Annotated in this window: 31 protein-coding genes; 17 read left to right on the top strand and 14 right to left on the bottom strand. The window is 48.9% G+C overall.

The genetic code is table 11. From position 1 onward, the window contains the following. Positions 1 to 116 precede the first annotated feature (116 nt). From JW878_01885 to JW878_01845, 9 genes are all read left to right on the top strand, one after another. Complete coding sequence (locus tag JW878_01885) at positions 117 to 1298, top strand: Ig-like domain-containing protein (GenBank protein MBN1761816.1); 1182 nt, start codon at positions 117 to 119, stop codon at positions 1296 to 1298. Then, positions 1291 to 2064: a hypothetical protein gene (locus JW878_01880; GenBank protein MBN1761815.1), complete on the top strand. Its 774-nt coding sequence runs from the start codon at positions 1291 to 1293 to the stop codon at positions 2062 to 2064. Before JW878_01885 ends, JW878_01880 begins: the two co-directional genes overlap by 8 nt. Positions 2065 to 2503: 439 nt before the next feature. After that, positions 2504 to 3298 carry a class I fructose-bisphosphate aldolase family protein gene (locus tag JW878_01875; GenBank protein ID MBN1761814.1) on the top strand — a complete coding sequence of 265 codons (795 nt, stop codon included), beginning with the start codon at positions 2504 to 2506 and terminating at the stop codon, positions 3296 to 3298. Positions 3299 to 3481: 183 nt separating this feature from the next. Then, complete coding sequence (locus JW878_01870; protein MBN1761813.1) at positions 3482 to 4660, top strand: 3-dehydroquinate synthase II; 1179 nt, start codon at positions 3482 to 3484, stop codon at positions 4658 to 4660. Positions 4661 to 4681: 21 nt separating this feature from the next. Beyond that, on the top strand, positions 4682 to 4906 hold the full coding sequence (locus tag JW878_01865; protein MBN1761812.1) for a hypothetical protein: 225 nt from the start codon (positions 4682 to 4684) through the stop codon (positions 4904 to 4906). 137 nt (positions 4907 to 5043) lie between these two features. After that, positions 5044 to 5583, top strand: coding sequence for an HNH endonuclease (locus JW878_01860; protein MBN1761811.1), 540 nt, complete (start codon positions 5044 to 5046; stop codon positions 5581 to 5583). A gap of 11 nt (positions 5584 to 5594) precedes the next feature. After that, positions 5595 to 5825 carry a hypothetical protein gene (locus JW878_01855; GenBank protein MBN1761810.1) on the top strand — a complete coding sequence of 77 codons (231 nt, stop codon included), beginning with the start codon at positions 5595 to 5597 and terminating at the stop codon, positions 5823 to 5825. Between the two features lie 21 nt (positions 5826 to 5846). Beyond that, the gene (locus JW878_01850; GenBank protein ID MBN1761809.1) at positions 5847 to 6668 is read left to right on the top strand and encodes a hypothetical protein; all 822 of its coding nucleotides are present in this window, start codon (positions 5847 to 5849) and stop codon (positions 6666 to 6668) included. Between the two features lie 115 nt (positions 6669 to 6783). Further along, positions 6784 to 7299, top strand: a complete 516-nt coding sequence (locus JW878_01845) for a flavin reductase family protein (GenBank protein MBN1761808.1) — start codon at positions 6784 to 6786, stop codon at positions 7297 to 7299. 58 nt (positions 7300 to 7357) lie between these two features. Here the strand turns inward: JW878_01845 and JW878_01840 are convergent, their stop codons facing one another. Next, the gene (locus JW878_01840) at positions 7358 to 8215 is read right to left on the bottom strand and encodes a PrsW family intramembrane metalloprotease (GenBank protein ID MBN1761807.1); all 858 of its coding nucleotides are present in this window, start codon (positions 8213 to 8215) and stop codon (positions 7358 to 7360) included. Positions 8216 to 8422: 207 nt separating this feature from the next. Between JW878_01840 and purS the strand changes: the two genes are divergently transcribed. Both purS and JW878_01830 read left to right on the top strand, forming a co-directional pair. Further along, entirely contained in the window at positions 8423 to 8707 is a 285-nt protein-coding gene (gene purS, locus JW878_01835; GenBank protein ID MBN1761806.1) for a phosphoribosylformylglycinamidine synthase subunit PurS, read from the top strand. An 84-nt stretch (positions 8708 to 8791) separates the two neighbouring features. Continuing rightward, the gene (locus JW878_01830; protein ID MBN1761805.1) at positions 8792 to 10171 is read left to right on the top strand and encodes a tryptophan--tRNA ligase; all 1380 of its coding nucleotides are present in this window, start codon (positions 8792 to 8794) and stop codon (positions 10169 to 10171) included. 70 nt (positions 10172 to 10241) lie between these two features. Here the strand turns inward: JW878_01830 and JW878_01825 are convergent, their stop codons facing one another. After that, positions 10242 to 10874: a cobalamin-dependent protein gene (locus tag JW878_01825; protein MBN1761804.1), complete on the bottom strand. Its 633-nt coding sequence runs from the start codon at positions 10872 to 10874 to the stop codon at positions 10242 to 10244. Between the two features lie 64 nt (positions 10875 to 10938). Here JW878_01825 and JW878_01820 point away from each other — a divergent pair, with 64 nt between their 5' ends. After that, positions 10939 to 12504 carry a DUF4445 domain-containing protein gene (locus JW878_01820; GenBank protein MBN1761803.1) on the top strand — a complete coding sequence of 522 codons (1566 nt, stop codon included), beginning with the start codon at positions 10939 to 10941 and terminating at the stop codon, positions 12502 to 12504. A 203-nt stretch (positions 12505 to 12707) separates the two neighbouring features. On the opposite strand, the gene JW878_01815 is transcribed toward JW878_01820, so the two are convergent. The 5 genes from JW878_01815 to purC form a co-directional block, all read right to left on the bottom strand. Beyond that, positions 12708 to 13460, bottom strand: coding sequence for a hypothetical protein (locus JW878_01815; protein ID MBN1761802.1), 753 nt, complete (start codon positions 13458 to 13460; stop codon positions 12708 to 12710). Beyond that, positions 13460 to 14299: a hypothetical protein gene (locus JW878_01810; GenBank protein ID MBN1761801.1), complete on the bottom strand. Its 840-nt coding sequence runs from the start codon at positions 14297 to 14299 to the stop codon at positions 13460 to 13462. Before JW878_01810 ends, JW878_01815 begins: the two co-directional genes overlap by 1 nt. A 61-nt stretch (positions 14300 to 14360) precedes the next feature. Further along, positions 14361 to 14897, bottom strand: a complete 537-nt coding sequence (locus JW878_01805; GenBank protein MBN1761800.1) for a hypothetical protein — start codon at positions 14895 to 14897, stop codon at positions 14361 to 14363. Positions 14898 to 15161: 264 nt separating this feature from the next. After that, entirely contained in the window at positions 15162 to 15857 is a 696-nt protein-coding gene (locus JW878_01800) for a hypothetical protein (GenBank protein MBN1761799.1), read from the bottom strand. Positions 15858 to 15894: 37 nt separating this feature from the next. Beyond that, positions 15895 to 16668, bottom strand: coding sequence for a phosphoribosylaminoimidazolesuccinocarboxamide synthase (purC, locus tag JW878_01795; protein ID MBN1761798.1), 774 nt, complete (start codon positions 16666 to 16668; stop codon positions 15895 to 15897). Positions 16669 to 16762: 94 nt separating this feature from the next. On the opposite strand from purC, the gene JW878_01790 reads away from it, so the two are divergent. From JW878_01790 to JW878_01775, 4 genes are all read left to right on the top strand, one after another. Further along, a complete protein-coding gene (locus tag JW878_01790) occupies positions 16763 to 17338 on the top strand; it encodes an imidazoleglycerol-phosphate dehydratase (protein ID MBN1761797.1) in 576 nt (191 codons plus the stop codon). A 19-nt stretch (positions 17339 to 17357) separates the two neighbouring features. Beyond that, complete coding sequence (locus JW878_01785) at positions 17358 to 18413, top strand: AAA family ATPase (GenBank protein ID MBN1761796.1); 1056 nt, start codon at positions 17358 to 17360, stop codon at positions 18411 to 18413. Positions 18414 to 18440: 27 nt separating this feature from the next. Next, positions 18441 to 18833 (top strand): Zn-ribbon domain-containing OB-fold protein, encoded by a 393-nt coding sequence (locus JW878_01780; GenBank protein MBN1761795.1) that lies wholly within the window; start codon positions 18441 to 18443, stop codon positions 18831 to 18833. Positions 18834 to 18955: 122 nt separating this feature from the next. Next, the gene (locus tag JW878_01775) at positions 18956 to 19357 is read left to right on the top strand and encodes a hypothetical protein (GenBank protein ID MBN1761794.1); all 402 of its coding nucleotides are present in this window, start codon (positions 18956 to 18958) and stop codon (positions 19355 to 19357) included. Positions 19358 to 19385: 28 nt separating this feature from the next. Here the strand turns inward: JW878_01775 and JW878_01770 are convergent, their stop codons facing one another. From JW878_01770 to JW878_01760, 3 genes are read right to left on the bottom strand one after another with little or no spacing between them, the layout of a single operon-like run. Continuing rightward, complete coding sequence (locus JW878_01770) at positions 19386 to 20129, bottom strand: translation initiation factor IF-6 (protein MBN1761793.1); 744 nt, start codon at positions 20127 to 20129, stop codon at positions 19386 to 19388. Positions 20130 to 20146: 17 nt separating this feature from the next. Further along, on the bottom strand, positions 20147 to 20416 hold the full coding sequence (locus JW878_01765) for a 50S ribosomal protein L31e (protein ID MBN1761792.1): 270 nt from the start codon (positions 20414 to 20416) through the stop codon (positions 20147 to 20149). Between the two features lie 18 nt (positions 20417 to 20434). Further along, positions 20435 to 20593 (bottom strand): 50S ribosomal protein L39e, encoded by a 159-nt coding sequence (locus tag JW878_01760; protein ID MBN1761791.1) that lies wholly within the window; start codon positions 20591 to 20593, stop codon positions 20435 to 20437. A 126-nt stretch (positions 20594 to 20719) separates the two neighbouring features. Between JW878_01760 and queD the strand changes: the two genes are divergently transcribed. Then, positions 20720 to 21082, top strand: a complete 363-nt coding sequence (gene queD / locus JW878_01755) for a 6-carboxytetrahydropterin synthase QueD (protein ID MBN1761790.1) — start codon at positions 20720 to 20722, stop codon at positions 21080 to 21082. Positions 21083 to 21090: 8 nt separating this feature from the next. Here the strand turns inward: queD and JW878_01750 are convergent, their stop codons facing one another. The 4 genes from JW878_01750 to JW878_01735 all read right to left on the bottom strand — a co-directional run. Next, on the bottom strand, positions 21091 to 21750 hold the full coding sequence (locus JW878_01750) for a hypothetical protein (GenBank protein MBN1761789.1): 660 nt from the start codon (positions 21748 to 21750) through the stop codon (positions 21091 to 21093). Positions 21751 to 21820: 70 nt separating this feature from the next. Further along, positions 21821 to 23302 carry a PAS domain S-box protein gene (locus JW878_01745; GenBank protein ID MBN1761788.1) on the bottom strand — a complete coding sequence of 494 codons (1482 nt, stop codon included), beginning with the start codon at positions 23300 to 23302 and terminating at the stop codon, positions 21821 to 21823. A 4-nt stretch (positions 23303 to 23306) separates the two neighbouring features. Further along, a complete protein-coding gene (locus tag JW878_01740) occupies positions 23307 to 23729 on the bottom strand; it encodes a response regulator (GenBank protein ID MBN1761787.1) in 423 nt (140 codons plus the stop codon). Next, on the bottom strand, positions 23692 to 25366 hold a 1675-nt coding region (locus tag JW878_01735), incomplete at its 5' end, for a PAS domain S-box protein (GenBank protein ID MBN1761786.1). The genes JW878_01740 and JW878_01735, both read right to left, overlap by 38 nt.

Raw genomic sequence — 25366 nt, 5'->3', positions numbered from 1 at the left:
TAGTCGACAGTTGGCCTGTGCTCTCTGATTTTTCGGCGCAGAAGCACCCGAAAAGTTTTTATGTTTACTTAATTTACGTGTAGAAAAGAGGCGGTAAGAGAAGGTGATGTTGTGCTATGACCAAAAATAAAGGATTAATGTTATTTTTATCTGCGTTGTTGATCGCAGCGGTATTGTTAGCAGGCTGCGTTGAGGAGGTATCTAATAATGCGACTGTAACACCGAGTCCAACGCCAAGCGCGACGCCCACATCGGAAAAACCACCACCATCAGTGCCATCTACGGGAATGGAGGTGATTTTATCTATTTCCAACGCACCTGCGTTGAATGAGACGGCTGACTTAAGATGTGCAATAACATCGGTTAATGATGCATCTAATATGATGGCTCAAATCGAATTGCCAGAAGGGCTGGTTTTAGTGGGTGGCAACCTCACTTGGGCTGGAGATATTATTGTGCCAGAAGAGGAGAAACGTAAACATCCACGCCCGAATAGATCTGATCCAGAATATGATCGTTTGTGTGAAGAATATGAATATCCAAAAGGTAGAGTAGAATTCAGTGCTGTAGTAAAATCTGTTGAAATAGGAAATTGGACAATTACCGCCACCGCGGGGTATGATGTATTCACGCAAGAAGGTACACGGTACGGACGACTAGGGGATTCGGATTATGTTTATGTCGCTGTACGGGAAAATACCGCTTGGATAAGTGAAGCATTATTCACAACCGAAGGCCCAGCTCCAGCACGTCAATTGAATGTTACTCCAACGCAAAACATGACTTGGGTGACGCCACCACCAACACTACTCACATCACCGGCGCCTTATAGTCCACAACCGGAACCCGAAACGATACTAGCATACCCGGGGGGTCCAAACTTCACTATTCCTCTCGACCTCACCTATCCCTATAACCAGTCCCTTAAACCATTGGGATATGGCATTGTCCCTCTTCCACAACGCGTGGAAGAAGCCTTTCCCACCGGGAGCAATATATCAATTGACACCGATATTTCCGTGCAATTCTCACGATGGATACCACCAGAAGTGGTGAAATTGGAAATCGTGCCTCGTGTAGAAATGAGCCACGCCGAAAAGGAATCTGTGGGGATAGACAGTCAAAAATACTCATTTTACCCCTTTGAACCTCTTCAACCCAATACCGACTACAACGTCACTGTCACTTTTGGCTTGAATAGGACTGAGCCGCTTCAGTGCGGTGAGGAGTATTGTGCACCATATGAAACTATCACATGGAGCTTCACCACCGAGTCAACACCAAAAGGAGATGAATAACGTGAACAGGGATATAATAATAGTGGTAGTGTCCGTGGTGTTGCTAGCCACGATATTATCAGGCTGCGTTGAGGAGGTATCTAATAATGCGACTGTAACACCGAGTCCAACGCCTTTTCTAACGACAAGCCCAGCGCCTTCCCCTACACCAAGCCTAACACCAAACCTAACGCCTCCACCATCTCCAACGCCTCCACCAGAAGTAACCCCTCCAACACTGGTAACGCAGGAAATCCATCAAAACTTTGATGCCACGCCTGCACTGGCAGGGTTATTATATCCAAGTATTTCCAATCTAACCCCTGCGGATATCGGATTTGAGGTCGCCATGACCGATGATGTTAACTACTTGTCTGATATTGGTAAACCAGAGGTTCCGTACATCATTACAATATTTGAAATTCCAAAAAATTCCGAGGTAGAGTCGGTAAGTGTTAACTTCAGCAATCCTCTCGAGATAGATAACGTTTTTATAGAACCTGCACAACCGCCAGTGATAGCAGGTGGTGCTGATCGGGATTATTGGCGCAATTTTACGCCTCCTCCACACACTATTAACAATGAAACATACGCCTCGATTGAGCCATACCCCGGAAAAGAATATGCTTATCACGAGGCTGTTGAAATTGACCTTGATACTCATTTGCAAGTCAGAACTGTAACAGTTCATATCTTCCCGATTCAATATTTCCCAGCGGAAAGCAGAATTGTCGCATACAAAAATGCTTCTGTTTCACTCGTTTATTGGACCGCTGTAGATGAGTGATAGTAACGAGGAAAGATGCACTTGATTTAATCGGAGAGTGCTCTACGCGACTGAAATAACGCCCGTTTACCGACCGTAGCACGTGTAACGGTTTTGTTCTTACGTGGCTGTTTCACGACATTGAAGCGGCCGCATCCCACGGCACCCAGAAACGTACATTTATATACTCCAACGTACATTAATGAACATCGAGACGAGAAGATGACCATAAAGCGAAGCTACTGCTGGAAGAAGAGAACCAGAAAGAGTGGTACACGGTACAAGGAGGTAGGCGCGCCTATAAGTCTGGGAACTATACGATTAATTAGTATAAATAAGGCTAACGGTGAATTGTGGAACATAATGGAGTATATGAGGGATAGAGGGATAGGAGAAAGGTAAGTAGGTAGAAGAGAAGAGGGGGGACGAAATGACAAGCATAAGAGAGAGAATGGAACAGATGGGTATAGGGAAGAGCATACGGATGGAACGGATCGTCGATCGGAAAAGTGGTCGCAGTGTTATCGTTCCTATGGACCATGGTGTGACATCAGGGCCTATACGCGGGTTGACGGACATGAGGAGCGCGGTGAATGGCGTAGCCGAAGGTGGAGCAAACGCGGTTCTACTGCATAAAGGGATTGTAATCGCAGGCCATCGAGGCTATGGTAAGGACATCGGGCTCATCATTCATTTATCTGCAAGCACATCGCTGGGCCCGGATCCCTTGAACAAAGTGGTCGTGGCTCAGGTAGAAGAGGCGATTCGGTTAGGCGCGGATGCGGTCTCAATGCACGTGAACGTGGGTGCGGATACCGAGGCGGAGATGCTCGAGGCGCTGGGAGAAATGACGATGGTATGCGAGATGTGGGGCATGCCGCTTTTGGCCATGATGTATCCGCGCGGTAAGAAGGTAAAGAACGAGCACGACCCGGAGTTGGTGATGCATGCGGCCCGTGTCGGTGCTGAACTTGGCGCGGACGTTATCAAGACGAATTATACCGGCGATCCTGATTCCTTCAAGGAGGTAATAAGCGGCTGTCCGGTGCCCGTGATCATCGCAGGCGGGCCAAAGGCGAATACGGACGCAGAGGTGTTGAAGATGGTCGAGGATGCTATCGCGGCAGGTGCCTCGGGTGTGTCGATCGGGCGGAACGTATTCCAGCATAAGAACCCGGCAAACATAACGAGAGCAATGAGTAAGGTCGTACACGAAGGCTTTTCAGCGACAGAAGCGATGGAGATTCTGAAGTGAGCGGTTACCTACTTACTTACGCGAGCACAAACGGCATTGGTTAGGATAGTTATGTTTTACGGTAACGGTAGAGCAGAAAGAAGGAAGAGGTCTTTTTAATCTCCGTAGTCTCAGTTGAATTGTTACGTTAAAGAAAGGAAGGAAGAGAGAAAAGAGAAACGAAAAGAGAGAGTGGGGCTGAGGATGAGCGCAAAGGAAAAAGAGATCTGGATAAAGGCTGATGCTGATGTGGGCGCATGGGCGGTGCGTAAGGCACGGATTACCGCGGGTTTGGAATCCGGCGTTGACGGTGTGCTTGTAGAAGCCGAGGACGTTGCAAAGGTGCGGGAGTTGGGTCGCATCACGATCGCTGCTCACGTGAACGAATCCGAAGCGGACGGCGAGGAGGCGGATATGCTCGTTTACGGTAAACGGAGTGAAGGCGATGGCACACTACCGCTCCCATCGGACCTGAGCGAATCGCGCGTCGTGGGCGCGTTGAAGCGTACTTCGGGTAGTAAGCCCACTGCGGGTTATGTAGAGCTAAGCGGCAAGGCTTATGAGCGTTTTGCCGTGAGTATTGCGGATCACAGCAGTTACGTGATGGTTATCGGGAAGGACTGGAAGATCATCCCGCTGGAGAATATCATTGCGGAACTGCAGCATAAGGACGCGAAGGTGATCGCGGGTGTGCAGACCGCGGAAGAGACGAGGACGGCACTGGAGACGCTGGAGTACGGCGCTGACGGCGTGCTTATTGATACGGACGACGTCTCGGAGCTGAAGAGAGCGGTGGAGATCCGTGACGAGAGCGCCGCGGGCACTGTGCCGCTAACAACCGCGCGGATAACGAACGTGTCAGAACTGGAAATGGGCGACCGTGTCTGCGTGGATACCTGCTCGTTGATGGTGCGCGGCGAGGGAATGCTCGTGGGCTCGCAGTCGTTTGTGCTCTTCCTCGTGCATTCGGAATCAGAAGAGAGCCCGTACGTTGCGGCGCGACCGTTCAGAGTGAATGCGGGTGCGGTCTACGCGTACGCGCTCGTGGGCGAGAAGACGAAGTATCTCTCGGAACTGAAGTCCGGTAATGAAGTGCTCATAGTGAGCGCAGCAGGAAGTGCGCGCAAAGCGGTCATTGGCAGAGTGAAGATAGAGAAGCGACCGCTGATGCTCGTGGAAGCCGAGGTTGACGTTGGTGAGGGCAAGGGCGAGACGAGACCGTGCAGTATCATTCTCCAGAACGCGGAGACGATAAAGTTAATGGGTACGGACAGGCCGATTTCCGTGGTCGATTTGAAAGTGGGCGACGAGGTGCTCGTGCACGTTACGGAATCAGCACGGCACTTCGGCATGGCTGTGGAGGAGATGGTGATCGAGAAATAGCACGAGCTCAAAGGCGAGAGCATCAAAGGGTTCCTCATCGTCAAGCAGGGTCAGAACCATTCAGAGAATTTGATAACGGATATCAAGCTTCACGTCAGGCGCGAGTTGGGCGCGTTAGCAGTGCCTGATGAATTAGAGATCGTGGAGTCGCTTCCCAAGACAAGGAGCGGGAAGATCATGCGGCGCGTGCTCAAGGCGCAGGAGCTCGGGATGGACGTTGGCGATATATCGACGCTGGAAGATTGATGGATAATCGAAAACCACGGCGTGTGAATGTTTAGAGAGCCATGGTTATGTGTGTAAGCACATGGTTTATTTACTCTTAGATCCTAATATTTTATAGAAGGCTCGTACATTTCGGACCTCTCCAAGGAGGTGAAATATTGAATAACTCTGATAATTGGGATAAATTAAGGCGCAAGATTTATGTGCGGGACAATTATACGTGCCAAAACTGTGGTGCAACGAACGAAGTGGTGCACGCTCACCACATAGTTCCGAGATACACTGGTGGAACTGACAACGAAGAAAATTTACAAACGCTTTGTGGGAAGTGCCATGCCGTGACGCACCAGTTAAATGGTTTGACCTTTTGGCTTTTGGTACCTTGCTTGTGGCAACTCGGTATTAAGTTTGGTGAGATCAATGAAGATGGCGGCTTGCGGTTCAGGGCAAAAGATGTGGAAGGGTTGTGTTTTAGATGGATAAAAAAGACTATTTATATTTCAGATCGCCCAGGTTCATCCTTTAGGTTTAAAGCTACTGCTTTATTGCCAATTGAATATCTTGACTCTGAAGGAAATATTATTAGTAGCTTGCCCGAGGGCTTCCTTGATGCTCTAATACCTCTTTGGGAAAAACTCTGCACCGAAAGGATAAAAATCAGAAAAGTGAATCCCGGAAAAATAAATTCTACTTCTTAGAAGGTGATAAAATGGCTACTAGATTTAAAATATTCGAGCCAGTAGAATGTCGAATGGGGTCTTGCTCAAAGTGTGGAAAAATTAAGCCCGTGGTAAAGGTTATAGAGGTCAAAAACGGAAAAAATGAATGGCGTTGTAGAGAGCAGGTATACTATTTAGAGAATGGACGAGAAGTAGCTCATAAGCTAGCTGATATGAATATCGAGCGTATGAGCAGAGAGAAAAAGAGACCCGAAGGATGAGGTAATAATTGGAGTAAAAAAATGTCTACTGAATACACACTAGCATTTGACTTGTCATCATATGAAGCTTTGGATGACTTTGCATTGCTAGCAGACCAAAAATATAATTTGGGTGACAGAGGTGATTGGTTCAATCACTTTCGAGGCGGGCTGTATGGATTATATGCGCGAGTCCTTGGTGTCCAAATTAACTATCATGCAGTCCATTCTTGGGCGTTACCTGTGCCATTTATGAATAGTATTCAGAGGGCAGAGTATCATCTATCATCAATTCTTTTCAATATGGACTCAGCAATTGAATGTATGGTTTTTGCACTAAATGCTCTTGGGTACATTAAATGTTCAACCCAATTCTTGGATGTCACTAATGAACAGAAATTAAAGAAAACATCCCCTCAAAACATCTTAGGAAAACCATCCCAGAAGAGGTGGTGGTACGGACTCAAAGGATATGATACCTATTTCCCCTCCTTGAAAAGTTACTGGAAAGAAAATCGAAAGTTGATTGGCACCATTGCTGACCAACACGATGTGTCTAAGCACCGTTCAGCGATATTTGAGGGAGGCCGGGCGAGAAACGATCCACCTCCCGGGTTCTTTGAAAAGTTAGGAATGAAAGGGGATAAGGTGAGACAATCGTTTGTTTCCCCTTGGGAGGAGATAATACTTACACCACAACCAAAAACTCCTTGGCGGCAGCGACCGCCCAAAGACTACAAAAACATCGATAAACTAGAAAACATCGCAGAGAGGTTCTGTACATTTATCAATATGTGTGGCGTAAAAGCTCTTGAAGATGCAAAGAGCTATATCAAGCTTAATAGCTATGAACTCAAACATTGATGCTCGTTTCAAAAGCCTCATACGCTACAGTTTTTGCGGTTTTTCACCAGCTCAAAAGCCTCACACGTAAAATCACGGAACGTTATACAAAATGGAAAAACTGATGCCCCGAAAAATGAAAACCGACGTCGAATACCTTGAGTATTTGTGGCCGATGAGGCACTACTTGATCACCTGCGGTGACCTCGAAGGCAAAGCGAACATCGTCGCGATCAGCTTCTGCATGCCCGTCTCGAAGGAGCCGCCGCTCATCGCCTGCGCTATCGGTCGAGCGGCGTATTCCTGTAGGTTAATCGAACGCACGCAGGAATTTGTGGTGAATGTACCGCCCAAAGCGCTGGAGCCGAAGGTCTACTATTGCGGGTTCCACTCGGGCTCTGAGGTCGATAAATTCAAAGAGACTGGCTTGACGCCGCAGCCGGCACGCAGGGTAAAAGCGCCGGTTATCGCGGAGTGTGTTGCATGGATGGAATGTGTGGTGAACCAGGAGATCGAGACGGGCGATAAAAATCTGTTCGTCGGTGAAGTCATCGAGGCGTACGCATCTGAAGAGCTGGTGAAGGGCGAAAAGAAGGTAGAGTTCGCACAGGGCGCGTTTCCCAGGAAAATCTATGGTACGAGATTTGGATAGAGGGGGTAGGATAAGTAACAGCAGGGTTACGATTCGTCCGCGCGATCGCGATCGCGTCTTACTCGTGCTCTTCCGCAATCTGATCTTCCGGCTCCAGCTCCCGCTCAGACTGCGCCGCCGCAGCAGCTGCAGCCAGGAACCATCGCTTCTGTTCGCGATCGAATTTCCCGCCGATCCGCTTCATGAACAATGCCGTCCGGTGCGGATCGATACCGAGTTCCTCGGCCAGTGCAAGGGTAGACGCACCGTTATGGTCAGTAATGAACCGCCATGCACGATACTCCATCTCGTCGCGCGGTGAGATATACGCGTCCACTTCGTACTTCCACGCTATATCCGCAAGCAGCTTGAGAATGATTATGAATACCGGAACAAGAATGAAGTAGGATACCCAGTGCACGCTGACCAGCATGTTCCAGGAAAAGTGCATCAATACCGCGCCGATAAAGCCGTAAACGAGCATGCGCCGTTTCCCCCTGATCTTTGCCACACCCACCATCAAGCCGAAGAGCCCCGTGAACAGAATATGCCCGACCGCGATGGACCGTACCGCCGCGAGCTCTATGCCAAAGTCCGTAGAGAAACTGTAAAGCAGATTTTCAACGATTTCAAACCCGATCGCCACGGCCGCGCCATACACCAGCCCGTCCATCGGGCCTTCTAACAGAGGATCCTTCCGCATCCGATACACGTAAATCCCCTTACACGCCTCTTCCACGAGCGGTGCACTGAATATCCCGGCCCAGAAGAAGACATACGCTTCCAAGAGATACGAAAAGAGCACCGCAGGTATCGCGCCCCACGCCACCGCTCGCAGGATCTTCCAGAACGGTTCCGGCTCGAATACATCCTTCTGATAGATGTAGAGGAACCAGAGCACACTAACTATAACACTGATGTACACGATTTCGAGCATTACCTATACTAAGGATAGAGAAGTGTTATAAAATGCTCACTTTTGCCTCAGCGAGACTGAAATTAGACGGCGCACGGACGGTAAATGGGTTTCTCGGGCAGCTCATAACCCTTGTGCAGCCAGGAGAAGAAAGCGGCTAAGCTTTTAAAGCGCGATTGTCAATCTAATTTAATCTAGATCTACATTTCTCAGGTAGTGGTTGGTAAAATGAGCATCGAAGTGGACGTGACCATAACGCTGAAACGCGGCGTTGCAGACCCTGAAGGGGAGAACACGAAAAAAGCCTTGCATCTGCTCGGATTTAACGATGTACGTGGCGTTAAATCAATGAAAACGTTTCGAATCACGCTAGAACCGGGAACGGGAACAGAAACCGCGGGTGTAGACGAAGAAGAGAGGGTGAAGCGCGAGGTGGATGAGATGTGTCGAAAACTCCTCGCCAATCCGGTAATACACGATTACGATATCCAGGTGGTGCAACGCGACGAATAGCCGCGCGAGGAAAATCAAGCTTTAATACTTCTAAATCCAAAGTAACGAGGGGAGACCGAGGAGAGGGGAGAATCAATCAGTGCGATGGCAGAGATAGACCCGTGGGGTGTTGCGGATATAAAGGATTATTCGAGGCTCTTTGACGAGTTCGGTATCTCACGATTCACAGATATACTGGGCCAGATAGAGCAGCCGCATCTGTATATGCGAAGGGGCATAATAGTCGGACATCGTGGCTACGAGGACGTGTTGCGTGCGATGAACGAGCGGACCCCATTCGCCGTGATGAGCGGGTTCATGCCGTCCGGACGGGTCCATCTGGGCGGCAAGATGGTGATGGACGAAATCATCTGGCATCAACGCATGGGCGGCGATGCGTTCGCCTGCATAGCGGATATGGAGTCGCATTCGGTCAGAGGCGTTTCGTGGCAGCAGTGCCGGGATACCGGCGTGAACGAATACATCGTGAGCCTCGTCGCGTTAGGCTTTGACATCGATAAAGGCCACATATATTTCCAATCGGAAACCAAAGAGCTGCGTGATCTCGCATTTGAACTCGGAACGGCGGTGAACTTCAGCGAGCTAAGCGCGATCTACGGGTTCCAGGGCGAGGTGAACATCTCGCACATGATTAGTGTGCTAGTGCAGAACGCGGATATCCTGCAGCCGCAGCTCGACCAATACGGCGGCCCAAAACCCACAGTTATTCCCGTCGGTGTTGACCAGGATCCGCATATCCGGCTAACTCGGGACATCGCTTCGCGAATGAGGATGTTCATGATAGAGAAGCGGTATCATACCGATCGGACGCCGTACATAAGCATACGAGCGAAGAATAAACCCTTACAGGGTTTTCGTGGTCAACGGGGCGAAGCCCCGTTAGCGGACAGTGGCGCGCTAGAAGAGATAGCGAAGAGAATAGAAGGTCAGAAAAAGATCTACGAACTCCACATGGATCTCTTCGGCATCGACGAAAGCGAAATTGACCGCGCTATGCGAGCGAGCGAGGAAATAGTGCGGGATGTAGAGCTTGAATACGGCGGCCACGGCTTCTGTTTACCTGCTGCTACCTATCACCGGTTCGTGCAGGGTTTAACGGGCGGTAAAATGTCCTCAAGCGTTCCTGAAAGTCACATTGCGCTCACCGAGCCGCCGGAAGAGGCGGCGAAGAAAGTGAAACGAGCGAAAACCGGCGGTCGCGTGACCGTAGAAGAGCAGAAGAAACTCGGGGGCTTGCCGAACGAATGCACGATTTACGAGTTACTGATGTCGCATCTCATCGAAGACGACGACCAGATAAAAGAGCTTTTTGAAGACTGCAAAAGCGGGAAACGAACGTGCAAAGCGTGCAAGGCGGAAGCTGCTGAGCTGATGTTCGCATTCCTTACACGGCATCAAGAAGAACGAGAAAGGGCGACGGAAGCGCTAAAAGAGCATGAAGAGTACAAGAAATGGTTCCGGTAACCGCGTTCTGAAGCGTCAATTTAGATCTGCTATCAAAAAATACAGGTGAATAGTAGGCTTTTCCTAAAAGCTAATTCAAAAGCTCTTTCGCCTTCTTCACCGCTTCAACGGCGTCTTTGCCGTAGGCGTCCGCACCGATTTTAGCAGCATACTCTGCGTTGACTGCACCTCCGCCGACCATTATCTTTACGTTCAGGCCCGAACTCCTGAGATACTCCGTCACCTCCGCCATATACTCCCGTGTCGTCGTCAGTAAGGCGGACAGTGCGAGAATATCCGCTCCGGTCTCCTTGACGGCATCCGCAAACGTTTCCTTATCCACGTCGATCCCCAGGTCAATGACCTCGAAACCCGCAGCAGAGAGCATGATCGTCAAGATCTCCTTCCCTATGTCGTGCACGTCGCCTTTCACCGTGCCAACAACGATTTTACCTAACTTACCTTTCGCTTCTCCTATCCGCCATTCATGAAAGAGTGGCTTGAGAATCTCCAGCGCCTTCTTCGCGTTCCAGCCGGAGACCATCAGTTCCGCATCGAAATAGCGCTCTCTGTAGCCTTCCCCGATCTCCTGGAGGCCTTGGGACAGTTCTTCGATCAGTTCATACGCACTCGTCCCGTTGTTCAGCCGCACTTCGCAAAACGCTTCTATTTGCCTCTTGGTGGTATCGAGTAGCGCATCAACTATCTCTCCAGTATCGCCCATAGAATACCCTAAGGATTCTGAAAGCTTTAAAGATTTTAGTTGCCAAACAAACTAATGAAGAATAATGAAGATTATTTTCGAGGATGCCGAGAAAGAAGCAGAACTTGTTAAGGGTAGGACCATCCTCTCATATCTGCAGGAGTTGGAGATCGGTATAAATGCGTCATGCGGCGGCGAGGGCCGATGCGGCAAATGCGTGGTAGAAGTAGAAAGCGTCCCCGGCGCGCTCTCGGAGAAGACGGACACCGAACATAAATTCACACACAAGGATACGCACAGACTCGCCTGCCAGGCAACAATTGTGAATACCAACGCTCCAATCTTCGTCCACGTACCACTACGGGCTTACTGCATTGTGGAATCCGGGAACTTCTGGGAAATCCCCGTCGAGCCGTTTGTACATCGCGAAGGAGACCGGGTGTTGTACGACTCGGTCGACGTGGGCACGTACGCGGGGGAACTGTACGGCATCGGACTTGACATAGGCACCACCACGCTTGCCATGTACCTGGTGGATCTTGAAACCGGTGCAGTGGCTTCGATCAACGCGCGTGAGAATCCGCAGACGAAATACGGGAATAACGTTATTTCGCGGATAGAATTCGCGAAAGAAGGGCGAGAGATACTCGAGCGGGGGATCAGAAGCGCCGTGAACGAAATGATCGCTGAACTGACCGACCCGGAAAAGGTCTACGAAATCGTCATCGTCGGCAATCCGGTAATGCGCGATTTGTTCTTTGGCTATCCGGTCGATTCGCTGGGAATAAGCCCGTACGAGCCCTTGGGTGTGAATGCGGTACATAAAACGCCCGCGGAACTCGGACTCAGGGTAAATCCAAAAGCGCCGGTTTACGGTCTCCCTTTAATCGGGAGCTTTATCGGTGCAGATACGTTAGCTGTCGTGCTGGCGACGGAGATGTATAAAAGCGCGAAGATCCGCATGGCGATCGATATCGGCACCAACACGGAGATCGTGCTCGGCAACAAGGACAGGATGATTGCGACCTCCTGCGCTGCGGGTCCGGCATTCGAGGGCGGGAGCATAACGCACGGCATTTGCGGCGTTTGCGGTGCGATACGAGAAGTGCGAATAGAGAACGGGGACCTCAAATATACAACGGTCGGCAATGCAGCCCCGGTTGGCGTTTGTGGCTCCGGCCTGATCGACATGCTGGCTGAACTCCTGGATAAACACATTATTAACGGTCGCGGTAAGTTCTACGGCGCGACACACGGGGTTAACATAACAGAAACGATCAGTCTGTCAGAATCGGATATAGATCAGTTGAATCTGGCAAAGACCGCTGTATCAGTGGGCATAAAAGTTCTGACGGAACGGTATGGGATCGAACTCGATGCGATCGACCGCGTCTTCTTGGCCGGGGCGTTCGGCTACTTCATCAATGTGGAGAATGCGATGCGCATCGGGCTCCTGCCGAGAATCGATCACGATAAAGTGGAAAAGATCGGGAATGCGGCGATCGAAGGTGCACGGCAAGCTTTGGTATCAAAGACCAAACGGAACGAGGCAGAGGCGATCGCCAAAAGGATCAAGCATATAAAACTCGAAGAAGAGGAGAACTTCCACGAGAAGTACATTGGTGAGCTTTATTTCAGGAATTATCTCTAAGCCTTTCTTCTACAAGGGAATAATTCTATTTTTGGTATAGCGTAGTAGCACCAACAAATTTGATAATTGTTATATAACTGACAAGTGACTCGCCTTTCCAATCAATGCTTTTGAATAAAAACGAACAATGTTCTATCTTGTTCTATTTGCTCAGAACAAGAATAAAAAATCACTCATTTTTAGAGAATAAACTCAAATGTATATTAAATCGCCTCAAGTTTCCATTTACAAATGCCTTCCATCCACTGTCCTTCGATGACCAAAAAGAAATCCCTGACACCCACTTTAGCATCCTCATAATCACTCAATTGTGTTTTTACTTTCATTAAAGTCATTCTGCTGACATCTATCTCGCAGTTACGAGGTCTTGATGCTTGCGATGGAAGCTTTTCCTTACCGGCATCGCTAATAACCCATAACGTACTTCCTTCTTGTTTAAACTTAATCGTTGGCCCACCAGATGCCGTCATTCTATGAATGTATTCTGAGAATATATCAGAAGAAACAGAGAATTCCCAGGCTTCGCTTGGCAAAGGAATCCACGCCCCATATCCTACCTTCGCCTTAATTTCCTCACTCTCATGGTAAAACTTACTTTGAAGGAATCTTATGCCAGATTCCCTAATCTCTAAAGAAACCATGTCTGTGTCTTTCTTTGGTTGTTCAGGCCCCCCTTTCTTTGAAAATGGAGCAAGTATTTTAGAAAAATCGTCTTTAGATACTGTAAACTGGATGTTGGCACGCTCTTTAGAGGAGGGTTCAAAAAAATCATCTAAATTTCTATCAAGAGTTTGAATAGACAGTTCAAACGAAGATATCGGGCTCATTCCTCCAAAAGTAATATTTCTATTTGCTATAAATACAGAGACATCATTCACGGCTAAGTTACAGCACAAAGAGTATAAACGCGCTAAGTATGCTCGCTTGATTCCCACAGTCTTAATCAGTTCGCTCATTATAGGCCCACTGGTCGTACTTTGCATTCCGTTAGGAAATCTGCATCAGTTATGCCTGCGATAAGCTTGAAACCAAATTCAGGCATTAAGTTTATAGGGTGCAGTCGTCCTTCGACACCTACCAACTTTTGGGACAGTTCAGATATACCACCCCTAAATCTAGGAGGAATGGATTTGCCTGGTTCAATTAATGCAAAAACCCTAGGATCATTCCCATTCTCAACTTCGTATACGAGAGCATTTCTCCTATGCGGGAGATCCCAAATTGGTTCGAATAAGTTGCTTTTCGGCATTAAAACCCCCTCAAAAAAGCTCACCTTATCGTACGTGCCCCCCCTATTCAGAGAAATTGAATTATTTGGGAACATTTCAATAGGTCTACCTGTAGGTCCACCAACTGAGAGAATTCTCTGCTCAACTTTGAGCATCTTACAGTAAGAAACAATGGTTGGCTCACTAATTGTTTTTTGAGTTCGCTCTCTATATAACTTCATTGCATCTGAAGTTCCAATACTACCTTTTTCCCAAACCAAGCTATATAAAATATCCATCCTGTCCTCTTTTGTTCTTGTATCAGTTTTTCCTAGAGCTTTTTCTGCAGAGGTTTCAAAGTAGCTTACGTCCTCTTCGAGTCGTGACCCTTCAAATAAGTCCCTCAACCGTCCAATGCATGATAGCACTTGGTGATAATTATGACCATCAAAAAACATTTGAATAGCGGTCATACTAATCTCTATCGCAATGTCTGAATTACCCATACGGAGAAGTTCTAGGATAAGTCGAGTTGTATCATATCCTAGTTCGTTCGCTTTTTTCCGTTTTTGTGTTCCCTCAGCCATTTTGTGTACAGATACCGCATACCACGATTTTTCAGTGCATTTGCGAATTAAGTCGTTTTTATCAGTTGTATTTATAGACAATATGCTCACCCTCCTTAAAACCCACTGATGAAATATAGGTTGGCTCAGTTCTTGTTCCTAAACGTTGAAATCGATTCTTCTTATAACTCAGATCTTTCTTAGCGCCATATTCGCCCGTTCTTCCGCCTACTTCCACCACAATCTTTCTATCTTGCAGATCCAGACATAAATAATCATACCCCCCTCCTCTTCTTGGGACTGCCATCCATGATTTGATGGACATAACATTCGAGAAGAAGAGAAAAGCTATACAAATTCCACCATTTTCCACCACTCTTGGAGGTTCCCAGGTACTTTTACCGATTGAACATGAGATAGTACCTTCTTCTAAACCTTTTGTGTTGTTATCCCCGAAAACTCTCTCTGTTGTCAGCACAAATTTGAAATTTGAGTTACCTGTGCAAAGATGTAATTCGTTGAGAAGTATTTCTGCATATGGTTTAGGAATGCCAATTCTAACGAATCGATCAATAGAACAATCCAACATTATATCTTTATGCACGAATTCCCCTAGCATTTTTTTCTCTCCAATCTAGATGAGTTCTGGTGGAGATTTACACACGAACGTCTCTTGCGGAGTCTCAGCGTTGAAATATCCCGCAGTTACGATACGAGACCTGTAATCACGACACAGAGCGCTTCTTGTTCTCCACCCTTGTTGCCTCTGTTTTGTCCATACGTTCTTATGGTGAGAACAAAAATGGCAAATCACCATAAAAACTTTTCGATCGCTTTTCTTCTAGAATATTCGATATGACAGCATTATGCGGAACCGTTTTTATTAAGTTTTCTTAGAGTCTGTTGCGAGAGCCCCCTTCACCGCCTCGATCAGCAACTTACCCGCCTCCTGCATTATCGGTCGCTCCGGACCCATATACGCCACGCACTCGTTATCGTGCATCTGCCCGATCTGCTCCTCGAGCGATTTCATATCCGCATACGACAGCCCTACCAGCTTCTCAGCTATCTTCGAAGCTGACCCACACGGGGTATCTCTCAGAACCGTAACACTTTCGATGAGCTTACTCTTCTCATTCACGCGTAGCTCTAACTCCGGCTTGCCGAACGTTTCGACAAACGATCTGATTTCGTCATTATCGCTCGTCTCCAGCGAGCAGAGCGGTTCCGGGAACTCGACGTGTATGCCGCGCTCCGTGAGCGCCGCTTCAATTGAATATTTTCCTTCCGGTATCAGGTTCGGATCTTCGATGGGCCACAGGATCGCTTTCGCACCCGTCTTCTCCGCTATGATCGGTACAAGATCGCCGGCCTTCGGCAGTATCCCCAGCACCAGGAGCAGATCGCATTCGCACAGCGGTAAGTCTTCTGGCAGGTCCGTCTCCGGCTCGTCCAGCGACACAGAAGCGACCTTGAGGTCGTAGAGGCATACAATCCGATCTGCAAAGCCGCTCGCGGCCAGATGCTCGGTTACCAGCTCACCGAACGACCCGTGATATAAGATATAGATCCTATTCATACGTACACCGCACCCGGACTTGCTTACCAAAAAGAAGCTACTCCACTATCCGCTTGTAAACCGCGCGATAAACCTCTGAGAGATCGCCTTTTTCCTGTCTAAAAACGTCCTTGTCCAAACTGAGTATCTCACCCTCACTATCGTACGCATCCTTATCCCAGAACCTGCAGCCGTCCGGCGTGCCTACTTCGTCCGCAAGGAGTATTTCGCCGTCCTTATCGCTCCGGCCATATTCCACCTTGAAATCCGCAAGGATAATCCCCCTCTGGCCCAGATAAGCGCTCATGAGCTCTCCTACCCGTACGGTCTCGCGCTTGAGATGCGCTATCTCGCTTTCGGACATCCAGCCGTTCTCCACGAGTTCCGCCTCCATTACCGGCCGATCAACCTTCTCGAATTTGGTCGTGAATTCCACGTAACTTCTCGCGAGCGGCATGCCCTCGCGCTTATCGGCCCCCTCGGGAATAAACTCGCTGCTTATCTCGACCTCGCCGTTCTTATACCGTTTCCATAACGAGCCGTAGAGGAAGTTCCGCGCAATGACCTCCACCGGCAGAATACTCACGGCCTCTGCCACTAACATGTTTGGCGGCACGTATTCCTTGTAATGCGTTTTCACCCCCGCTGCCTGGAGCTTCTCGAACCAGAAGCAGGTGAGCTGACAGCAAATCGCGCCTTTATCCTTATATTCCGCCTTCTTTATGCCGTCAAACGCCGTAACGCGATCGGTAAACACGAAAACGATATCACCGTTTGGTCTTTGGTAAATATCCTTTGCTTTCCCTCTTCCTATGAATTTGGCTTCGTTCATACGCCGTTCATCTATCTATAAGAAGTGCACCAGCTATTTTTAAATATAACGATCGCTAACCTAACATAGCTAGCAGTTATAAGGACTGATCAAAATGAGAACGGCACGTTTAAAGCGGAGGACGGAGGAGACGGCGATCGGGGTAGAGTTGAACCTCGATGGCGCGGGCACGAACGACATAAGCACCACGATCAAATTCTTTGACCACATGCTCGCTACGTTTGCGCGTCATGGCTTCTTCGATTTGGTGGTGAAGGCCGAGGGAGACTTGAGTCACCACGTGATGGAAGATACCGGGATCGTGCTGGGCGAAGCGTTTAAAAAGGCGCTGGGAAAAGCGGAATCCGAAGATCGCGAGAAGACTGTTCGATTCGGCTCTGCAATCGTGCCCATGGACGAGTCGATCGCGCAATGTGCCGTGGACACCGGGAGTATCGGCGGTGTCGGCAGGAGCTACGTCGTGTTCGAGGCTGACTTCGATACCGAGCGAGTGGAGGATATGAGCACGGAGAACGTCGCCCATTTCATCAATTCCTTCGCTACGCATGCGAGCTTCACTATTCACGTATCCGCAAAGGGCGAGAACGAACACCACAAGATCGAAGCGATCTTCAAAGCCCTTGCGATCGCATTAAACCAGGCTACGCGGATCGAGGAACGCAGGCGATAGAGTTAGAAGAACGGTTGTCATGTGGACTGAAGAGTACAGACCGAAGCGGTTAGAGGAGATTGTAGGGCATGACGAAGTGGTGAAACGGCTGCAGGGTTTTGTCAATGAAGGAACAGCGCCGAATCTACTGCTCTGGGGGCCCAAAGGATCGGGTAAGACCTCTCTGGTCTATGCGCTTGCGAGGGAGCTGTATGGTGAGTTCTACGATGAGAACCTCATGCATATCGAGACCTCCGACTTCGTGGAGCAGGGTAAGAAATGGCTGAAGGAGAATGAACGATTCAAATTCTTTTATGACGAGCAGAAATCCGGCGTGGTGATGTTCAAGGAGATGATACGTGAATACGCAGCGCTGGCACCCATAAATGCCCGGTTCAAACTCTTATACTTCAGTAACGCCGATTTACTGCCCCGGAATATACAGCAAGCGTTACGGCGGGTTATGGAACGGAGCAACAGGACCTGCAGATTCGTCTTCGCCACCACGAAACCCGCAGCCATCATTCCCCCGATTCGGTCTCGATGCCTGAACCTCCACTTCCGCTCACTGGATAAAAGCGGTGTGCTGGAGCCGCTGTTGCGATCGATCGCAGAGAAAGAAGGCGTAACAATCACGGATAGCGGTTTAGAAACGCTCGCAGACTATGCGCGTGGCGATACAGGCGCTGCGATAACGATCATGGAAGCTGCAGCGCTGTCCGCACCGACGCTTGGTAAGAAGCAGATAGAGGCCGTTGCCCGGAATGCGTTCTTCCAGCGGCGGAAGGCTGAGGAGCTGGTCGATCTGGCGTTCGCGGGCCGATACCGAGATTTGCGCGCACGGTTGGAATTCTTGATGCGTGAGGAGCGCATAAGTGGGAGGGAACTGCTCGTCGAGATACACGAAGCGTTACGGAAAAAGATGCTGCGTGCAACGGCGAACGATGACGCGAGCCTCTTTGCACGGCTGGTGGTGTACGAAGGCGATACGGATTTAAACCTGTGCACTTCTTTTAATACTATGATTCACATAGAAGAAATGTTCGCGAGAATGGCCCGGGCGGTGGCGCTCAGGTCTTTTATGATCACGAGGTAGAATGAGTAAGAGAGGTAAAAGGCTAAAATGGCGGCAACGGCAAAGTTCTGGCGGTGGCAGGAATCGCGCTATAATTTAGAAGGCACGCGCTGCACGAATTGCGGCAGTTACTTCTTCCCGCCTCGCACCGTCTGCCCGCAATGCAGGCGAAAAGGGATAATCGAACCGTATAAATTCAAGGGCACTGGCGAGGTGGTCACCTACACAACGGTTTATCAAGCGCCAAAGAGCCCTAACCGGCGAACACCCTATAATCTGGCGATTATACATCTCGACGAGGGCACGCGCATGCTCTCTGAAGTGATCTGCGAGCCCGAAGAGATGCACACTGGCATGCGTCTGCGGGCGGTCTTCAGGAAATTAGGCGACGAGGGCGAGCGGGGAATAATTTACTACGGCACGAAGTTTGTGCCGGCGTAACTACAGAGTTACTCATTATTTCTATTACGAGGCGGCTTTTTCCTGGTCTTTTGTGTACCCCATAGCCACCGCCTCGTTAGCATACACATAGATATATCTTGTGTCCTTCCCTTAGTAGAAGTATGGACGAAGGCGAGTTTAAGAAATTGGTTGAAAAGTTTGATGAAGCGGAGAAAGCGTTTCAAGAACTGCGTAAACGTTTCGAGGCTGCGAGTACGGAGTTTCAGAAGTTGCTTAAACCGTTTGAAGACGTGGAGAGCGCATTTGAGGCAACGGTTAGACCAATAGGCGAAGCGGAAGGGAAATATAAAGACTGGATCAATCCGCCGGAAGAAGCGGTGGCGGTGTTTCAAGAGCTGCTTAAACCCTTTGGCGGCGCGAAGGACCTGTTTGAAGCCTGGCTCAAGCCGATAGAAGAAGGTAGCGAATTGATGCGGGAAGCATTTGCAAAGATCCAGGAAAGTGAGGATTTAATGAAAACAGCGTTTCAAAAAATTGCCGAAGCAAGAAAAGAGGAAAAATAGCCAATCTAATCCCCGAATCCATTCGCTATCAATCGAGCACAGAATCCTCTTCGGGCGGTTCTTCATAAAAGCCCAGTGCATCCACGATCCGTCCCAGTTCCGCACCCGTGGTCTCATCCCCCGCAGCGTAGCCCTTCGTGTTCGCGAGCACCGCGGCACCGATTACCGGCACGCCGAAATTAACACTCCCTATCGCAACCGGCAAATCGAAGATCTCCTCCAAAAATTCCAGCTCCTCATACGTGGCGTTTTTATGCGCTAAGACGCCTCTGTTCGTCGCTACCGCGGCCATGCCCACGGTCTTCAAACCGCCTATTGTGCCCGTATAAATCTCCACACCCAGTGTGTCCTTCACGATCTCTATCGCCGTCTCCGATAACTGCGGATGCACGAGCGCAACCGTATCGTTTGCTAGTATGATATTCCCCGCAGCGCTCATCGGGTCACTTCGAGACAACCTGTTCAGGTTCAGACTCAACCCCTCGGCCTTGGTTAGCTCCTCGAGCCTCCGGAGCTCGCTGTCCAGCATATAGGGCGAGAAAATGAAGCCATTCGAGTTCCCAGTGGCTAAACAGCCGACCAGCGAGGTCTCTGCGATCAACGTCTTGAGCGCTTTCACCTGCAACGCGCGCTCCAGATCCGCAGCCAATCGATCCGCTACCTGCGGAGGCACAAGAACCAGAGATTCCGTACACGTCGCGAAAACCCCTATATACGAGCTGCCATTAACATTAAAGAGCCTTCTTGTCTCGTGCTCCCCTCGCTTTTTCATCACGATACCTTACTCAGTTATTCTACAAGTTCAGCTTTAATGACGTCCTCTTCTTCCGTTACCTTCACGCGGATCCTGGAAGGAGGTTTCTGTGAGCCGCGCTCCCACACCTTCTCGTTTATCGTCCTATCCAACACAATATACTCAGCTTTTGTATGTCGCACTAAATACTCGCGTATCAACGTTATTGCTCGATTGCTCCGCTTCCAGCGCGGCGCTTTCTTTACCGCTCGCAGTGGTATTGTATAAATCCGCTCGTTTATTCCTTCGCCTTTTTCCTCTACCATTCTCGACTCTCCACTATACTATAATTTTAGCTTTGTCCTCCGCCAGTGCCTCCGTTTCGGATGCGTGGTCACCCGGCGGCTTGTCTTTACCATTATCCATGCAGGAACCCGTCTGTTCTGCCTGTTTGCCTTTGCAAGCCTGATCTTCCTGCCTACTGTGTTCTTCCCTCGTGCCATCGTACTACTATACTATCATCAATCACAGTTATTTAAATATTAAAGAAACTTCGATTGTTAGTGTAGAGTAAACAGCAGCTTTTTAAAAAAAGCAGCTTTTTAAAAACTGCGGGGATCGATAAGGAGATGAAATTAGGAGTAACAACCGATTTTAGCGCTGCGCATGCGCTCTCACTGCATCCCGGCAAATGCCAGAACCTGCACGGCCATACGTATAAAGTGGATATCGTCGTGCAAGGCGCGAAGAAGGAGAATATCGAGTGTGTGGCCGATTTCGCGGATGTCAAAGCGGTAATCGAGGATGTGATCGGACTCGTCGATCATACGTACCTCAACGAGGTAATCTCGTATCCAACGAGCGAGAATATCGCTCTGTTCCTCAAAGTCGAGCTGGAGAAGCGGTTGAACGACTCGAATTTGGGCGTAACGCTGCATTCCATACGGATATGGGAAGGCAAAGACAAGTGGGTGATGGTAGAGTCTGATTAGCGCTCTGTTCACAACTCTGTCACAAGGATCGCTGGCTGCAACGCGACCACATTCAGCTCGTACCGCATGTTCTCCGCATCATACGACAACACGCCCTCTGCAATTACCTTGTCCCCTTCTTCTAACGCTGAGTTTGTAATTGTGATGTCCATGAGCGCCACCCGCATTCGATGGGTGCCGGCTTCATTGCGGAGATAAAAGACGTGCGTGTAAACATCCTCGGCGTAACCGACAACACGGATCCTTCTGCCTGCGTACTCCTCTGGATTCGCTGCTACCTGAGATACAAACGCTATATCGCGCTCATTCGTCACCTTCTTTACGCCGGCTCCCGAAACCATGAGCTCGTACTCGCCCCGGTATACCTGCACGCTCCCTTCTACTTCGATTTCATCGCCATAACCCAGATCTAACAGCTCAGTACCCTTATCCGCTGAATCGACAAATAAGAGAAGCTCCGATTGGTTTCCTTCCAGTGTTATGAGCACATTGCCTGATTCTGTAATACTGAACTCCGTGATAACCCCGCTTGTGCGTACGACCGTCCCTTCATGGAGCGCGATCTCATCCAGGGGTACAAACGGGGGCGTTACAACTAATGAAAGGTAGTATAAGACGCACACGCCCATTAAAGAAAAGGCGATTACAATTTTCCCGAGGGCATCCATAAGCTATGATTTTTCTTCTTCACATTTATAGCTGCGCATTCAATGACGGTGCGCCCCGTAGCAAACCCCCTTAGTTCGTTCGCACAACGGGCACTGTGAAATAAACCGTGCAACCCGTCCCTTTTTCTGACTCGATCCAGATACGACCACCATGCACCTCGATTATTCGTTTTACGATCGCGAGCCCTGCACCCGTCCCCTCGCTATTCTTGTCCAACTTATAAAACAGCTCGAAGACCTTCTCGTGCTGGTTCTTGTCTATTCCTATCCCGTTGTCTTTCACAAAGAATACGGCTTCTTTGTCCTTTCTATGATGCCCGATCGCTATTTTTGGACTCACCGAATCGCTCATGTATTTTATACTATTCCCGATGAGGTTCACCAGCACCTCGGCTATCCGCATTCTGTCCACGTGAACCGTAGGGAGGTCATCAGCCACGGAGATTTCCGCGCCACTCGATTTTATCTGCTCGGCGGTCTGCTCCAGTGCTTCATGAACGATCTCACCAAACGGCACGTCCTCTGGCGGGTTCGCCACGCGACCGATGCGTGAGAGTTGCAAAGTGTCACTGAGCAGTGTGTCCATCTGTGTAGCGGCGTTTGATATATACTTCAAATCGGTTTCCGCTTTCTCTCGCTCATTCTGTTCCAAGTCCGTCTGGAGCATACTAATGAAGCCCTGTACAGTGACAAGCGGTGATCGTAAGTCGTGAGAGACCGTATAGGTGAACCGCTCAAGCTCTTTGTTCTTTGCTTCAAGCGCTTTAAGAATGCGCTCCCGTTCTTTCTCCTCCTTTTTACGCTCGGTGATGTCTTCGATAATGGCATCATAAAATATTACTGCCCCGCCCCCATCTTCTGCTGCTACTGCCGAGACGGAACCAATAAAGGGAGTACCATCCTTCTTCCTTAACGGTAATTCCTCGTTCCGTACAAATCGCTCCTGTAAGAGTTTCTCATTAAACTTCGTACTATCGTCTGGATTTTGATATAAATCTGCGACCGTTATTGCAAAGAACTCTTCTTTGCTCTCATAGCCAAACATTCTAACCATCGCCGGATTCGCCTCGATAAAACTACCATCAGGTCCAACGGTATTTCGATAAACCCCAATATTGATATTCTCCGTTAACGTTCGGTATTTCTCTTCGCTCTCCCGTAGTGCATCCTTCGCTTTTTTTCGGCTGATTGCGTTTTCTACCGTAGCTGGTAGAACTTTGAAATAATTCTGCTCCAGATCCTTTATCAGGTAATCATAGGCGCCTGATTTCATTGCTTTCACTGCTATCTCTTCATCTCCAGCCCCTGTAATGAGTATGATAGGCAAATCGGTTTTCAGGTTAAATATATCAAATACGGTGCCATCGCCGAGCAAATAATCTGAAAGCACTATATCGAATCTCTCGGCAGCCAAAATACTCTTCGCTTCTGCTACTGATTCGGCAATTGTGTAATTATAGGGAGAGCCATTTCCTTTGACAAACCGCCGAAACGCCCTCTGGTCAACTGGGTCATCTTCAATTACTAAAACGTTGTAGCTCCCATTGTTCATTAGCTCATTTCTCCTGGTTAAGTAACTCGCTGAGGGTCCAATATAAGTCAATGGTTCTTACCACTTCTACAAACTGTTTGTAGTCAACGGGTTTGATCATGTATCCGGCAACACCCAGATTAAAGCTGTCAATTTTGTCCTGCTCCTCCTGCGAGATGGTTAAGACGACGACCGGGATACTCTTCAGCGCTGCATCCTGCTTTGCCACTTTCAGGAATTCTATCCCGTTCATCTTTGGCATATTCAAGTCCAAGAGAATAATTCCGGGTCGTTCATTCTGTGCATCTCGCAAGAACGCTAATGCCTCTTCGCCGTTGGAGACGATAACCAGCGGGTTCGTGACCTTGAGGTCTTTAAGAGCACGTTTGACCGTCATTGCATCGACGCGGTCATCTTCTACCAGGAGTATCAAGACGTCCTTTCTCATGGTTATCACCTCCAGCCTCTTTAGGAACGGTAAAGAAGAAGGTACTACCCTCGCCTACTTTTGATTCCACCCATATTTCACCACCCTGGCTCTCAACGATCTTCTTCGCTATGGTCAGACCAACACCGGTACTCTCCACTTCGTCACGCGGTTTCAGAGTTTGGAACATCTGGAAGATGTCCTTATAGTATTTCTCCTCGATTCCCGGCCCGTTATCCGCAACGCTGAACTTCCAATACCCGTCCTCCTCGGTGCAGCCAATCCTCACTTTCCCTTCTGGCTCGTCCATATACCGTACGGCGTTGCTCAGTAAATTCTGGAACACCTGCTCCATCCGCGTCTTCTCACAGTAAATGGTCGGTAACTGGTCGACGATGTCAATGTCTATCGTTTCAGGAGGCTGAATCAGGTCAATTACTCCTGAGACAAGGGTATTCAAATCCACTTCACTCTTTTCCTCTTCCAAGCGCCCGATTCGTGAATATTCCAGGACACCGTCAATTAACGCGTGCATTCTCTTCACGCGACTCATCAGCAAATCCAGCAGCTCTTTACCCTCGTTATCCAGTTTATCCGCATAATCCTCCGATATCCACTGAGCCAACGACGTAATAGCGCGCAGAGGGGCCTTTAAATCATGCGAAATTATGTACGCAAAATCCTTTAATTCTTCATTGACGCGCTCCAATTCTTTGATAAGGTGTAACTGCCTTTTTTCTGCCCGAGCTCGTTCTTCTTCCCATCTTTTGCGTTCCGTAACGTCCCGAATTGTTCCTTGAAAGCCCATAACGTTCCCTGCTTCGTCTTTTTTGACAACCGACGTGATAAGGGTGTTGATGATACCACCATCTTTTCGTCGTAAATTGACCGGATATTCTTTTGAGAAGCCTTGTTCTTCAATTGTTTTGATATGCTGCCCCCGTTCATCGGGATTCGCGTATAAATCGGGCACGTTAACCTTCATCAATTCATCCCTGTTTTCATAACCAAGAATCTCCACCATAGCCTCATTAAAGTCCAGCCATCTGCCATCTCTGGACGTAATGAATACGGGGTCTCGTGAGGTTTTGAAGAATGTACTGTATTTCTCCTCGCTCTCCTGCAGTGCTCTTTGGGACTGCTCTAAAGAGGCCAAGGTCTCGTTGATCGTGCCGCCAAGTTTCGAAAATTCATCTCTTCCCGATATGGGGACTCGGTGTGAGAGGTCACTGCTTGCACCTATGCTACTAACGCCATCGCTAAGGCGGCTCAACGGAGCGAGTACAAACTTATTCAAGAACAACAGGACCGCCACGCTAAACATAAGCCCTATTGCCAGAATCAAGAGGATAAAATAATTCACAGTGGCTTGGCCTTGCCCATAGATACTCCGGGGCATATCCACTTTCAAGACAAGCGCGGGTTGCCCGTAAATGTCCTCTAACAGGGCGTATCCCGCAATAGACTCTTCACTCAGTGGTTGGATGAAGATATGTGCATCTTCAGATAAAAATGATTCCGCCGCTTTAAAATCGGAAGGTAACTGCGAATCGTCGAACCGGTGCGCACTGAGAGACACTTGTGTCGTCTCTCCCAGATCCTCTATCTCTCCAGAGTCCAAGTAGCGACCCATAATCAGTGCACCGCGAATAGGGCCT

The sequence above is a fragment of the Methanomicrobia archaeon genome (assembly GCA_016930255.1).
Lineage (GTDB): Archaea > Halobacteriota > Syntropharchaeia > Alkanophagales > Methanospirareceae > JACGMN01.
Note: the sequence above shows the minus strand (reverse complement) of the source record. Positions and strands in the feature narration are given on the sequence as shown.

Coding starts and splice junctions, on each gene's coding strand:
- JW878_01885 (MBN1761816.1), top strand. CDS start 117: ATGACCAAAAATAAAGGATTAATGTTATTTTTATCTGCGTTGTTGATC.
- JW878_01880 (MBN1761815.1), top strand. CDS start 1,291: ATGAATAACGTGAACAGGGATATAATAATAGTGGTAGTGTCCGTGGTG.
- JW878_01875 (MBN1761814.1), top strand. CDS start 2,504: ATGGGTATAGGGAAGAGCATACGGATGGAACGGATCGTCGATCGGAAA.
- JW878_01870 (MBN1761813.1), top strand. CDS start 3,482: ATGAGCGCAAAGGAAAAAGAGATCTGGATAAAGGCTGATGCTGATGTG.
- JW878_01855 (MBN1761810.1), top strand. CDS start 5,595: ATGGCTACTAGATTTAAAATATTCGAGCCAGTAGAATGTCGAATGGGG.
- JW878_01850 (MBN1761809.1), top strand. CDS start 5,847: ATGTCTACTGAATACACACTAGCATTTGACTTGTCATCATATGAAGCT.
- JW878_01845 (MBN1761808.1), top strand. CDS start 6,784: ATGAAAACCGACGTCGAATACCTTGAGTATTTGTGGCCGATGAGGCAC.
- JW878_01840 (MBN1761807.1), bottom strand. CDS start 8,215: ATGCTCGAAATCGTGTACATCAGTGTTATAGTTAGTGTGCTCTGGTTC.
- purS (MBN1761806.1), top strand. CDS start 8,423: ATGAGCATCGAAGTGGACGTGACCATAACGCTGAAACGCGGCGTTGCA.
- JW878_01830 (MBN1761805.1), top strand. CDS start 8,792: ATGGCAGAGATAGACCCGTGGGGTGTTGCGGATATAAAGGATTATTCG.
- JW878_01825 (MBN1761804.1), bottom strand. CDS start 10,874: ATGGGCGATACTGGAGAGATAGTTGATGCGCTACTCGATACCACCAAG.
- JW878_01820 (MBN1761803.1), top strand. CDS start 10,939: ATGAAGATTATTTTCGAGGATGCCGAGAAAGAAGCAGAACTTGTTAAG.
- JW878_01815 (MBN1761802.1), bottom strand. CDS start 13,460: ATGAGCGAACTGATTAAGACTGTGGGAATCAAGCGAGCATACTTAGCG.
- JW878_01810 (MBN1761801.1), bottom strand. CDS start 14,299: ATGGCTGAGGGAACACAAAAACGGAAAAAAGCGAACGAACTAGGATAT.
- JW878_01805 (MBN1761800.1), bottom strand. CDS start 14,897: ATGCTAGGGGAATTCGTGCATAAAGATATAATGTTGGATTGTTCTATT.
- JW878_01800 (MBN1761799.1), bottom strand. CDS start 15,857: ATGAATAGGATCTATATCTTATATCACGGGTCGTTCGGTGAGCTGGTA.
- purC (MBN1761798.1), bottom strand. CDS start 16,668: ATGAACGAAGCCAAATTCATAGGAAGAGGGAAAGCAAAGGATATTTAC.
- JW878_01790 (MBN1761797.1), top strand. CDS start 16,763: ATGAGAACGGCACGTTTAAAGCGGAGGACGGAGGAGACGGCGATCGGG.
- JW878_01785 (MBN1761796.1), top strand. CDS start 17,358: ATGTGGACTGAAGAGTACAGACCGAAGCGGTTAGAGGAGATTGTAGGG.
- JW878_01780 (MBN1761795.1), top strand. CDS start 18,441: ATGGCGGCAACGGCAAAGTTCTGGCGGTGGCAGGAATCGCGCTATAAT.
- JW878_01775 (MBN1761794.1), top strand. CDS start 18,956: ATGGACGAAGGCGAGTTTAAGAAATTGGTTGAAAAGTTTGATGAAGCG.
- JW878_01770 (MBN1761793.1), bottom strand. CDS start 20,129: ATGAAAAAGCGAGGGGAGCACGAGACAAGAAGGCTCTTTAATGTTAAT.
- JW878_01765 (MBN1761792.1), bottom strand. CDS start 20,416: ATGGTAGAGGAAAAAGGCGAAGGAATAAACGAGCGGATTTATACAATA.
- JW878_01760 (MBN1761791.1), bottom strand. CDS start 20,593: ATGGCACGAGGGAAGAACACAGTAGGCAGGAAGATCAGGCTTGCAAAG.
- queD (MBN1761790.1), top strand. CDS start 20,720: ATGAAATTAGGAGTAACAACCGATTTTAGCGCTGCGCATGCGCTCTCA.
- JW878_01750 (MBN1761789.1), bottom strand. CDS start 21,750: ATGGATGCCCTCGGGAAAATTGTAATCGCCTTTTCTTTAATGGGCGTG.
- JW878_01745 (MBN1761788.1), bottom strand. CDS start 23,302: ATGAACAATGGGAGCTACAACGTTTTAGTAATTGAAGATGACCCAGTT.
- JW878_01740 (MBN1761787.1), bottom strand. CDS start 23,729: ATGAGAAAGGACGTCTTGATACTCCTGGTAGAAGATGACCGCGTCGAT.